The following is a 13,156-nucleotide window of genomic DNA, read 5'->3' as shown; positions in this document are numbered from 1 at the left end:
GGTTCCAAGTCAAATGTTGGGGTGAGCACTTCGCTCACTCCTAATTTATGCGACCCGAACTTTTATATTTTTGTACTGATGATGTAATAACACCTTTAATCTAAAGCGACTAAACCGTCTAAAACCAAATGCATTTCGTTTAATGACTTTGGTTTGATTATTAATGCCTTCTACGAAGCCATTATGTAGATCATACGCAAAACTGTTCATAATCTCTTTCTGCCAGTTTTGAAAGGTTTCAATTGATTTTTCAAATTCCTTCATCTCTGAAGTCCTGACCAGATCATAAAATTGGTATAAGTGCTCTTTTATTTCTTTTAATCCTCCAGGGGCCAACTGTTTCGCTGTTTCAAACCACAAGCGATAAGCTTCCTTTAGTTGATAAGCCCTATTTAACTCACTTGATTTTCCCCTGTAGTAATTTAAGTACCATAACTGCTTGTCTGTTAAGTTTTCATAATGCTTATAAAACACGTGGCGCATTCGTTTGCACTTCTTACGATCGTAATCATCAAACTCATTTTGTACCTTCCTTCGCACTCTTTCTAGAGCCCAATAGATATACCGGCTAAAGTGAAATCGATCAGCTACTACAACCGGTCGTCCCAAGGCTTGATCAACAGCTGCTTTGAAGGAATGACTCATGTCCATGACCACAACCTCTACGTTATCTCCATGTTCCCGTAAATAAGCCATTAGCGTCTCTTTTTTGCGGTCTTTCAAGATCTCTAATGGTTTTCTTTCAACCGGATCGGCAATAATCGTTTGATACTTTTCACCACCTGCATCCCCCTTATATTCATCTATCGCAATAACCTCAGGTAACTTCTTTGTTTCGCTTAACATCGAAGCACTAACCTGATCAAAACGGCGCATAACCGTTGTAGGAGAGGTGTCGAAGCGTTCCGCTACATCCTTAAAGTTCTTACCATTGATTAACTCAATACCTATCGCCTGGTTAAACTCTAGGGACTGCCTTTGATAACGCTCCACAATCGAATTATCTTCATAAAATCGTTTACCGCAGTTTTCATTTTCACAAGCATACCGACGTTTCCGGTAAAATAAGGCTGTTCGTCTACCAAAGATTTGATTATGTTTAATCTTTTGTATACGATAATCATGAACTCGATCCGTTACCTCTTTACAAGAAGGACATAAGTGAGGTACACGCTCCAGTTCCACATGAAGTTGGTAATATCCATCTTTCTCGAATGATTTGGTAATGATAAACCCTTCTAATCCTGGTAAAGAAATGTTAGAATTCAATTGCACGCATCTCCTTTTTGTGGTTGTTTATTGGTCTAAACAAAGTTTAACAAAATTAGGAGATTGCGTGTTTTCTTATGCCCCGAAAAGTTATCAGAAAATTATTGGCATCCCAACATATATTTTAGAGCCAATATTTTTCAACGTATACATTTAAAGAAACAGCTGGCTGTTAAGAATTTTCTTGGCAGCTGTTTCTTTATGCCCCTCCCCCCTCTTATAGTCAATTCTTCGTATAAGACCTGTTTAAATTGTCGATTTTATAGTAAAATTATAATAAATTATGTTTATAAAAGGTGATTAATATGAAGGAAGTTAAGAGGCGAGAAATTGAATTATTAGCTAAAACTGCCTATGATAATGACGTACCGCTAAAGCTAGCAAAGGACTTACTTAAGACCGCTGAAAAGCTTTCATATGAAAATCACACACAAGGAAGTCGTGTGAAGGAATATCAAGATTTAATTTATTTTCATTCCAGAAATTAGGTGATATTATGCTATTCAAAAAAATAATTTTTGAAAATTATAAAACTTATTATGGTATTCAAGAAGTTGATTTATATATTCCTAAAGAAGTACGTGAGGAAGGTAAAAACATAATTCTTCTTGGTGGCTTGAACGGCGCTGGCAAAACAACAATACTTAAATCAATTCTTTACGTATTGTTTGGAGAACGTGGTATGAATGAACGCGAGTATAAACAGCTTCAATCTAATATCATCAATAACACCTTTTTTGATGAAGGTGGTCGAGAAAGTGCTGTTACACTTATTTTAGAAAGAGATGACGGTGAGGAATGGCAACTAAAGGTTAAGTGGTATTTTGATTCCAGGAAAAGAGTTTCTCATGAAGAACGTGATTTATTCGTTAGAAAGCCTGGCTCTAGTGTTAACAAACGTGCCAGAATCTTAAATCTGGAATCTTATAACAAGTTTATTGACAAAGTAATCCCCTATCATGCTGCCCCCTTCTTTATCTTTGATGGTGAAGAAATAAAGGATATTATTTTAAGACAAAACAGTAAGGATATGAGAGATGCTATTCACAAAATAACTGGTATGGAAGCTTATACGCAATTATTAAGTGATTTAAAATCGCTCAAATCTTCATATGAAAGAAAATTATCTAATTCCGTGAGTCATACTAAGCTCAATAAATACAATGAAGAATTGAAGGAAATTGATAGTACCTTAGAAAGAATGGAAAGCAAAAGAAACAAAGTCCTTTCTAAATATAAAGAATTTGAAGAAATACTTAATAACGTGAAAAAGGAACGAAACGAAAAAGTTCTTCAAAATTCCAAATCCCGTGAAACAATCGTTAAAAGACAATCCAAATTAGAAATGGAATTAAATATGGCTAAAGAGGAGTTTTCTACCTATTATAAAGAAAACGTACTTAATATTATTTTAGGAAATAAAATCAACAAGTTAAAGAAGCAAATAAAACTTGAAAATGAAATGAATAATAAAAGAATCTTACAGGAAAACTCGTTAACTCCTTACAGAGATTTTATGAGTCAATTATTAAGTGAGGAAATTGACCCCCCTTTAACGAATTCTCAGCTGGATCAGATCAAAAAAATTGGCGAGGAAATTTGGATTAGAGAGAACAACGTAGATAGCACCCCTGATAATACTGAAGAAATACATGACCTTTCAAATAAAGACTATGCTTATTTGACGAATTTGGCTATAAAGGATAAAGTTCACTTAACGAACTTGTTAAATAAAATTGAAAAAATTGAAGAACAACTTAGAAATCTTGAAATAGAGATTCGTGATGCACCAGAAACTGTTGATATTGAGGAAGAAAATAAGAAAATTGATTCTCTAACACAGCAAATTGGAGAGTTTAAACTTAGACTGAAAACCATTAATAAAAGGATAAAGAATGAGGAGTCTAAGAAATCAAATATAATGAATAAATTGACTCGTTTATCCGGTAAAGACGTGAATTTAGAGGATCTGCAAAAGCAGTACGAACTAACACAAAAAACAATTACTACAATGGGTCAATATTTAACAGACGTTACAAACATGAAAGCACAATACATCAAAGAAGAATTCTCAAAGATGCTAAAGCAATTATTTAGAAAACAGGATGAATTTGGTAAAATAGAATTTGACATTGACACATATACCATTCGTTTATATAACGATCGTATGCAAGAAATAAGCATTCAGGAACGTTCAGCTGGTGAAATGCAGATGATTTCTTCTGCTTTGATATGGGCATTAACAAAAGCATCGGATCTTTCCTTACCTATGGTAGTAGATACACCATTGGGGAGATTGGATAGCTATCATAGGAATCATCTAATCAACCATTATTACAAGGAACTTAGTGATCAAGTAATAATTTTATCAACCGACACAGAAATAACTGAAGAATATGTCAAACTTATGGAGGAGCACTCCTATAAACAATATATGTTGGACTATAATGAAGAAAAGAAATACACAGTAATCAGAGATGGTTACTTTGAATTTGTAAAGGATTGATAAAATGTCTAATAAAAGAATGCACCTATCTGCAAAAGGTAAAGAAATTTTGGACCTTTTATCGGAGAATATAGAAGTTGAACGTCCACAGGCAGTAAAAATAGCGCTTGCTAAAGGGCTTTCCATTTCAAATGGTCCTATTTTAGAAGACTATTCACAAGATAAAAATAAATGGACTATACCTGATAACATCATAAAGGATAAGGAATATTTATTATTTAAGCATTTAATTATAAACGAAATTGGTAGTCATTTAGCCGAAGATCAAATTAATAACCACATGCTAGCTTATATAGAAAAAGGACTTAGAGAGATTGAACAAATTATAAATAATAAATCTTCACTAGAAGACCTACGTATAGCAATTTTATAATTAAAATCCCCACTTTGAAGTGGGGATTTTTCACTTTAAATTCTTTCTGATAATGAACTAATATCTACAACTGTTATAGTAGGAGTAGATAGCGCTCCGTTTGGCTTTAATACTGGTCCGTGTACGATGCATTGTCCCTTTTTTAGATTTGCCAGCTTATTTTCCCAATATTTCTTTTCTTGGGCATCTTTAGACAAACTGGAAGCAATATTAGACAATTCTTGTTCAGGTGGTGAAAAGTAAACTTTCTGGGATGAATTTTGCAGTCTTGCTAACTCATCTGTACTTAACTGAGATTTAAGAAATTGAGTTGCATACCATCCTGACCATCCAAACTTTCTACCCTCGGTTAAAATTCTTGCTGATGGAGACTTTTCAGTATGATCGAGATTTTGAGCTTCGTCCATTATTACCGGCATAGGTTGGTCTTTGTTACCGTACTGAACGGAATAATTCCATAAATCCCAAAGAATAAATTCTGTAATCATTAATTGAACATCCCTTGGGAAACCGGTTAACTGAATAACAAAGATTTCACCGTTACTTTGAACGATATCTTTCCAGTTAATTGTATCTTTATTACTAAATGGATTTCGATCAATTAAAGGTCTAATCTGGGATAGAGCTGTTTTTGAATAATTTGATCCTTCCTCTTCTAATAACTCTTTTAATTTTACTAAATCCATTTCACTATCATACGATTCTAATCCTTTTAAGGTAGCATCATAAATTGCATTCAATTGTTGAATACCTAATGAGCTGTATACAGCAGAAAATACACTCTTTATTCTTTCAGCAACATCTGTATTTGACTCTGGTAGCTCAATTCCACCTATATCACGAGTATTTTTAATAAACGGATTGATAGGGAACTTTTCACTGTAAACAATTTTTTGCTGAATTCTGTCACCTAAGTATTCTACAAATTCAGGTTCTAACTGATTAGGTAGAAAACCTTCAGTATAATCAATGACAATGCTTGGTATACCAACTTTGGATTTCTCAAGTAATAAGCATTGCATAAAATATGTTTTTCCTTGTCCTGACTTACCTGAAATTAATAAGTGTCTATTTGCTAAGCCCTTATTTCCATACTCCCAATATATTTTCTGATTAGAATTTTCTGCATTCCCCAGAAGAATACGGACGTCCTCTAAGTTAAATTTAGCAGAGGACTCTTCCTCCCCTCCCCTATTCTCATCTGCATCGGCTTCAGTAATATCATTATTTTCAATAATATGATGAACATCAGTTATATCTTTACTTTTAGTTTCTTCATGAGTCTGTTCATGGGCTTCTTCGTCATATTCTGTTTGGACTGTCTGCGTACTTCGTTGATCTAACTTCTCTGGATCTTGGTCATCATTTTCAGAGTACATATAACCTTTAGATCCATCAGCCTGATATTGATAAGATAACATCTTCTCTTTTATAAAATCATTTGGTTTATGCTGAATCCAATTCTGCATTTTTTGAATATCCTGGACTAAACCTTCAAAACCATCCTGTTCAGTCAAATTAATTAATAAAATATCGTTGTCTAATAAAGCACTTCTGTGATAGGCATCCTTTTGGAAAGAAAGAATTGCTCCTTGACCTATATAATGATTCAAACTATTTGATATCGTGAATTTATCTTTTAGGATTTTTTCTATCACTTCATCTTTTAATTCATAGTCTTTTTCATTCCAAAAGTCACTTTGGTCTAATTTCTGGCAATTTGAGATGATTAATTGAGCAAAGAAATTCCTGTAAAATCTTCCTTGAAAACTTTCACCAGATTCACCAGTTAAGGTATCCATCAATAGTGTTTTTGTTTTAACAACTTGCTTTCTTGCCTTTTCAAGAACATCTCCCTTATTGATGCCTATTTTGACTTCTACAGGATAAAAGTGTAGAGCTAGGTTTCCATCGTTATTTTCGATGCCTATTAATAATAAATCATCGCTATGGCTACCTGTTACCCCTAAATTCTTAGCAGTAAATACACCGCCTGATTTATTGAGACTAACAGCACCAGCAACCCTTAAAATTTCTTCTAAAGATATTGGAATCCATAAAATATCTGGATGGTCAAGGTAAGACAATGAATATTTTATTGCTGATATTATGCTTAATTTTTCGCGATCTAAATATCCCTTACTGCCGATTATTCTTAATAACCATTCACCGTTAAATGTATTAAAAGCTTTTATTGTGTTTAAGACATTTTCATCTGAACCTTCAACATCCTTCTTTTTAAGAAACTCTTTTATTACAGCAAAATACTGATCAGATTTGTCTGTAACTGTTATAGCGTCGTACCTACTTGAAGATGAATATTGGTCACTATAATGAATTACAACAAGATTACCTTCATAATTGTTAAAATACTCTAAATCAATTGTAGGGTCTACAAAAGTAACCCAATAAGATGACTGAAAAATGGCCTCTAGAGTTCGTTCATCAGCTGTTGTTGTTCTGGAATAAATAGCTTCACCCTTACGATAACTGTCATTTCCCCCATTTCTTAAATTAGCTGCTAACTCATTTACATAGTAAGCTGTATGTGTTAACACATTTTGTTCTTCAATAAAATAGGCTTTTGTACCAAACCCACTTCTATAGTTATTCTCATCTTTCATTGAAGGTAAGCTCGAGTAAAGACCTTCAATAGCTATACCAGATTTCATGTCCTCCATAGGTTGAACAGCTTTTTTCTCTTGCGCCTCCATTTTATAAAAAGATATATGCGCATACCGATACTCTGAGCCTGGCTCTTGTTTAAAAAAGTAAAGTTTCTCCCTTATAATTCTTAAAATATCTTCAGAATCATATTTCTTCGTTGCTAATTTGATATTAAATGTTTCTTCAAATTGATCAACAGTTTCAGTACGTGCAAATAAGTCGAAAGCACTCTCTGAATATTTGTCTTTATACAGAGTAACTTCTATTGGCTTTAAATAGTCAATTCCTTCCTTGTCGACTTTAGAAATTAACCATTCAAGAATACCTCTTATAACCTCACGGTCATTGGCAATGTTTATCACATTTAATTTTAATGGAGCCTTTGAATTTTCGATAAATAAGTAGGAAAAATGATTTTCAAACTGTTTAATTTTATCATTTACAACTTTAGCTAAGTATTGATTTGCATCTGAGATGGATACTTGATTAACTGGTTTAAATGTTAACCATTCCATAGCAGCATGTTGGTGTTCTGGCTTAAATAAGTTTTCGTGTTCATCATATATAAATGGGACTAAGGCATCAGGGCTTAATCGATTGACAATACTACTATCAAGCTCTTCATTTCCAGTTAATTCATAATACTTAAGTTTAAAAGCAATCATAAGTGGATGAAATGGTGTAAAGAATATATTATCTTTTGCTTGAACAGTACCTAATTTGAAGAGATCTAGTCCCCTTTTCCCAGCAGCAACACCATTTTCAAAACCTTTAATTTCTTTCTGAAACTCTACAATATACTCATTTGCACGCTTTTTATAATCCTCAGTAACAGTACATAGGCTTGGAATGGAATTGTTGATCTTAAAGTAGTTAAGAAAGCGACTGAAAGCTTCTCTCAATTCCTCACTTAAATCCAAATCAACTGGAGTTAGTTGATCAGATTCAAACCATGCAGCTTTTAACCCTTGTTCAACAATTTGATTTTCCCATTCAAAATATGTTTGGTATTCTGAATGAAAATAAAACTCCCTATTTCCTAGAACTAATCGATTGTTTTCTTTTATCCATTGGATATCCTCGCCAGTTTCTCTTATTAGATTCCAGATTTTTTGACCATTAATTGGTGTAGACTCAGGTATCTCATTCTTTAAAAGAATAGGTACTGTAACATCTAGATATTTTAAATTAAAAAACAATTCATCATGATCATTAAATGCTTCTAGGGATGGAATTATTGATAACTTATGGTCATCAGTAAATAATATCTCCTGGTATTGTTCTTCAAGCTCAATACGCTTTTGTTCCAGACCATAACCTAAGGTTAACTTTTCATCCTCATAATTAATTTCTAAAGCCTCTAATTTTGTGTTTACAAGATATTTTGATTTGTAGTTATCCAAAATATCAGGATGTATCGGTAGTACTGATATAAAAAATTCGGCTCCTTGGGACGCTTTATTATCATGTTTATATGAAAACTTGAAAAATAATGGTTTATTATTATTTGTCTTGATATTAGCTTGAATATTTTTTTGCTTAACTTCAATATCAGCAAGTTTCTCATGAGCTTTTGAAACCTTTAAAAAATTAGATGATAAACTTTTAATATTTCCAACCAAATTAAACGTAGCTTGAACAGTAATTTCTTCTACGTGATCTGGATTGAAAATGACAATATGTCTTTTTCTTTTACCTGCCGTAGTCTCTTTTGATGGCTTATCCCAGTACTTCAACTTTTGAGCAATCTTCAAAGATTCAAACTCTACTTTTAACCTTTTATTTATTTCTTTATAATCTGTATGAAATTTATCTACTTTCGCAAATAAATTATCTTTCCAATCTTCTTTCTCTAATACTTTCGCTCCTTCAGGTGAGAACTTATTTTCTAAGTCCTCTTTATCAAGTCCAAACTCATGTATGTTATTAACGTAGCTAAATAACTCCCTGTTAAGATTAATTCTCTTATGCTGATCTTTACCTGAGAAAGTTGCGAGGTCCGGGTCTTTGAATAGGCCAAACTTATGGAATTCATCATCTTCAATTCCGCCCTTCTCAAGCGTTGTAAAAATATCCTCAAATTCAAAAAAAGTAACTTGTTGATAAGGTTGTTCACTCATTAAGTTTTCTAAATTATCTATTAGAATAATTTGATCCACTTTATCTAATTGACTATTTTCAATTTCAATTTTTAAATTGTTATATAAGGAATTAGGATGTAATGGCATCCCTTCTTTTTGAAGATCACTACTACCTCCCTGTATTGAATCTAATTGTTCTGATACAATACTGATTAATGAAGTGTTTTCCCAATCACCTTTCTGTTCACCTACTAAATTCCGTAGTGTAACCAAGAAGTCAGGTTTAACATTATCTGATGTAAAAGAAACAACTAATCGATGCTCACCAAAAGGTATTGCAAAAGTTTCATATTCTTCTCCAAGTTCATGCTTGTATTTAAATGGAATAACATTTCTTACATTACGTAGTGCGTTTGTTAAGTGTTCTACTTCAGATGATTGGTCAAGTTGTAGATAAAAACGGTCTCCAGGACCAATACCATTTTTCTCAAAGTAATCAATTAATAACGTTGAGATATAACTATAAAATTGGTTTGACATACTGTGCATCACCACTATCACTTTTTTTATCTAAAATATTTTGTTTATCAAATAATTTTATAACTTCCTTTTTTGAATAACGATCTAAGGCTATCCCTCTTTTTTCAAACTCAATAAATAAGTCATTTAATGGAATCCTTTCATTCTTAACAGAAACTGCTGTAATCAAAAGAAGAAAATCATGTTTAATATTAAGTACTTGACCAAGACTACCTCTATTTTTTATAAATTGGTTTGCACCTAGATCTTCAACATTTCCACCATATTTTGAAATAACGGTTGAACTCATACCTAGTTTTAAACAATCATGTAACTCTTCAAATGCTTCTCGTATGGTTGTAGATGAACTGTTATATTCATTTCCTCTCCACGCCATATACTCATGAATCCATTCTTTTAGTTCTACGAGAAACCTTCGTTCATCTAATTTACCTTGTTGTATTAAATTATATATTTCTGTATAAGTTAAAAGATCTATTGTTTCTTCATTTTTTATTTCATTTTCACTTACATTAGCTGCATTATGACTCAATTGTGACATTGTATGTATGTGTGGGAATAGATTATCAAGTTTTGCCTTTATATATTTAAAACTATCTATATCACCACTTGCTGATTTTCGCCTTTTACTTAAACTTTCCCACTCTAAGCTGAAATATAGAGGTTGTAATTCATTATAATTGGCCTCATTATATTGTTCGAATTTGAAAACTAACTGGTTAGCATACATAAAGACATAAAAATGTGTAAGTAAAGGAAAAGAAGTTAAAAAGTAGTCTTTATATTTGCTTAAATAAATAATATCTTCTTGATAAAGATTGGCTAATGGTTTTAATAATGGCTTATATTCTCTTTTTTTAGCAGGTGAGTCTTTTAGTAAATCCAATTGACTTAGAATTAATTCTGTTAATATATCCTCTGATTCTTTTTGGTTAAAAATACCTTTAACCTCTTCCTTATTTAATAACATTGTATCTTTCATAAATTGACCATATTTATTAAATTCGTTTTTGTTTTGCTTATCAACTGTAATTAAATTAAAAAGAAAAGGGTGGATAAGTTTTATGTCTTCCTTATTGAATAAGTATTGATCCAAGAAACGAATAAAATCGTATTGTTCCTCATCAGAATCAAATTCCACACTACGGGCTATATGTTCACTAAACACATTCTGTTCTTCAGACATAAAAAATTCATGACTTTTTAGAGCTGAAGAGTCTAATTCCAAATCACAAATTTTACGTATATATTCCCCTAATACTTTATTGAACCTACCTCTTAGTGCTCTTGTTCTCTTCGACAAAAAGGGTAAAACATCCATTGCTAATAGAACATCATGCTTCTTTTTTTCTCTTAATTGCTTATTCAAATAATCTTTATATAATTCAGGCATCCCTATTACTCCCTTTCAAAAACGAAAGATCCAAAATCATCCTTACTTATTGAATAATATCTTTGGTCAGCTTTGAAATAAACAAGCATTTCATCCTTCTTTTGACCAAATGACATAAGCTTATCGAGAAACTCCATAAACTTAATTGCGTCCTCTTCATCCTTTTTGTTCGGTCTATACCCTTCTTGGACTCTAGTCAAAAGATTGTATAATGGAAAATCAATATCTAGCTGAATTGTATTTTTATTATTTATATCTTGATATGCCAATATTATAGTCGGTTTAAATGTTTCAAGCACTTCATTTTCATTTGGATTTATATGGTCAATAGTTGGCTTTAAATTCATTTTTTGAGCTAATCTAAATTTATCTGATTCTTTATTTATATAAACATAATCCTTTTTAGGGGAACCTTTCCATTTAAAAATGGCCGTTTTAACTTCTTCATAAAATTCTTTTATCTTCTTCATTTGTCCTTTATTAAAATAATATAGGTTTTGTAAAAATTCTATATAGGTTTTATCCGAAACATTTTTTGCGAATGTCGCATTTGTTAAATATGTTAATCGAATAAAGGATTTTATAAAAATGGTAAATGAATATCCAATTAATGTATCTTTACCAACTAGAGGAGTTAACCATTTTTTAGCTATATCTGTTTTAATATTTTCGTCAATAATGGAATACCAATTGCTTAACGTATTTAAATTGATAACAAGGTCATCAATATATATTGACCTATAGTGAATTGGGTCAAGTTTAGAAATTGCATTCAATACATCAGAACGTTCACTTCTATCAAATAGTAAATTCGGTAAAGAATAGTTTAGGACGTCAAACTCAGACATTAAATCTACCTGGTCGATTTTGTCAGGTATCACAACATCAGCGATAAAATTCAAGAATGCTCTTGCAGATATAACCAGCTTTTCTTTAACTATACTTTCTATAATTAGCCATACAACCTGGTTTTGCACTATTTCATTTTGAAGTAATTTGTAATTTTCATGAACCATAGTGTGAATACCATTCTTTTCATCTTCTTTTAGGGCCAGATAAAATGGATTATCTTCATTCTTCATTGTAACCCTTTCCATTAACGTTGAATAGAAAGTCGATATGGGTCCATTATTAGTTAATTCAAATGATTGGTAGTCACCAAAACTTAGTATATCAAAGTTCTCATTACTGAAATGAGCAGAAATGCTCTGAGAAAACAAATTACTTTTAAATATAAATTCTTTAAGTCTTTCATAGGTATATCCTGAATGATTTGATGTTATAAAGTTATGTAACACACCCATGTTTATTGCCAAGATTATATGATCATTAGTTTCATCAATGAATTGATCCGAAAAACCGCTTAGGACTTCAGAAAGTGTTTCCATTGCATCTTTATTCGGGGAAAAACTTTCAGTTGCATCATTGAATATTTTATAATTTTTTACTAAATCTGGTTTTTTCTGTTTTAAATAAGCCAATAAGTGTGATTTACCATCCCCCACATTTCCGCATAAGAGGATCAATTTGCCTTTTTTACTTTCAAGGTTTTTTTCTAAGATTTTTTCAAGGTCTAATTGAACTTTACGATCAACATGTAAATAATCTTTGAAGTGACTAAAATGATTCGCATTTTCAATAGCTTCCTGTGAAGAATCCTTAAGTCTACGGATTTCCCTTAATAAGTAACTATGTCCTTGAGGTAAGTCTTTTCTTAATACCTGCATATTGTTAGTATTGTCTTCTTCATTTTGTTCCTCAGGAGTATCGCTATTCTCAGGAACATTATTTTCTCGTTCATTATTGACAAACTCTAATCCACCACTAGCAATTAATTGTTGTAATTGTTTTTTTACTAATTCTTGTACATTTTCTTGATTGTTTGGAGGTTTTGGTCTTTCATAAACTGGTATTGTTAATTGATTAGTCGTGTACACTTCGTAATACCAAATTGCAATATTGTACATTTCTTTATGTAATTTAAATGCATCTGCAAGTTCATTGTTCTCTCCTGGATGAGCTGCTTTATTCCCAGTAATTCTCACAGTGTCTAAAGATTTTTGAATGTTTCTATCTAAAGTACCATCCTTAGATAGATATGATATTTTTTCAAATAAACTTGATTTATAGGGAGCATCAATGTCATCTTCTTTTTCAAAAACGTCATTTACGATAATTTCAGCAAATTTTCTTGCTTCCACAATGGCACTGCTAGGAGAATCATATAATATTTTTTCCATATCATTTGCATATTGAGCAGCTTTTGTATTGATTTTCTCTAAAAAATCTATAAATTTACTCATAATACCACTCCGAAATTAATAATT

7 protein-coding genes are annotated in these 13,156 nt (G+C 31.7%); 3 read left to right on the top strand and 4 right to left on the bottom strand.

Annotation, left to right across the window (positions count from 1 at the left end):
- Window positions 1–45: 45 nt before the first annotated feature.
- Window positions 46–1,275, bottom strand: coding sequence for an ISL3 family transposase (locus ACZ5OK_RS06775; RefSeq protein ID WP_464758607.1), 1,230 nt, complete (start codon window positions 1,273–1,275; stop codon window positions 46–48).
- A 299-nt stretch (window positions 1,276–1,574) separates the two neighbouring features.
- On the opposite strand from ACZ5OK_RS06775, the gene ACZ5OK_RS06770 reads away from it, so the two are divergent.
- Genes ACZ5OK_RS06770 through ACZ5OK_RS06760 form a run of 3 tightly spaced genes read left to right on the top strand, consistent with a single transcriptional unit; the run spans window position 1,575 to window position 4,148 of the window.
- On the top strand, window positions 1,575–1,757 hold the full coding sequence (locus ACZ5OK_RS06770; protein ID WP_343843659.1) for a DNA modification system-associated small protein: 183 nt from the start codon (window positions 1,575–1,577) through the stop codon (window positions 1,755–1,757).
- 8 nt (window positions 1,758–1,765) lie between these two features.
- Window positions 1,766–3,775, top strand: coding sequence for a DNA sulfur modification protein DndD (dndD, locus tag ACZ5OK_RS06765; protein WP_343843657.1), 2,010 nt, complete (start codon window positions 1,766–1,768; stop codon window positions 3,773–3,775).
- Between the two features lie 4 nt (window positions 3,776–3,779).
- The gene (locus ACZ5OK_RS06760) at window positions 3,780–4,148 is read left to right on the top strand and encodes a hypothetical protein (protein WP_343843655.1); all 369 of its coding nucleotides are present in this window, start codon (window positions 3,780–3,782) and stop codon (window positions 4,146–4,148) included.
- Between the two features lie 35 nt (window positions 4,149–4,183).
- Here the strand turns inward: ACZ5OK_RS06760 and dptH are convergent, their stop codons facing one another.
- Genes dptH through dptF form a run of 3 tightly spaced genes read right to left on the bottom strand, consistent with a single transcriptional unit; the run spans window position 4,184 to window position 13,132 of the window.
- Window positions 4,184–9,436 carry a DNA phosphorothioation-dependent restriction protein DptH gene (dptH, locus tag ACZ5OK_RS06755; RefSeq protein ID WP_343843653.1) on the bottom strand — a complete coding sequence of 1,751 codons (5,253 nt, stop codon included), beginning with the start codon at window positions 9,434–9,436 and terminating at the stop codon, window positions 4,184–4,186.
- Complete coding sequence (dptG, locus tag ACZ5OK_RS06750; protein WP_343843651.1) at window positions 9,417–10,829, bottom strand: DNA phosphorothioation-dependent restriction protein DptG; 1,413 nt, start codon at window positions 10,827–10,829, stop codon at window positions 9,417–9,419. The genes dptH and dptG overlap by 20 nt, the downstream gene beginning before the upstream one ends.
- A gap of 5 nt (window positions 10,830–10,834) precedes the next feature.
- The gene (gene dptF, locus ACZ5OK_RS06745) at window positions 10,835–13,132 is read right to left on the bottom strand and encodes a DNA phosphorothioation-dependent restriction protein DptF (RefSeq protein ID WP_343843649.1); all 2,298 of its coding nucleotides are present in this window, start codon (window positions 13,130–13,132) and stop codon (window positions 10,835–10,837) included.
- Between the last annotated feature and the right edge of the window lie 24 nt (window positions 13,133–13,156).

Source organism: Salinibacillus aidingensis (assembly GCF_055393355.1).
The sequence above is the reverse complement of the archived record's forward strand: the minus strand, read 5'-3'. Positions and strand labels throughout refer to the sequence as shown.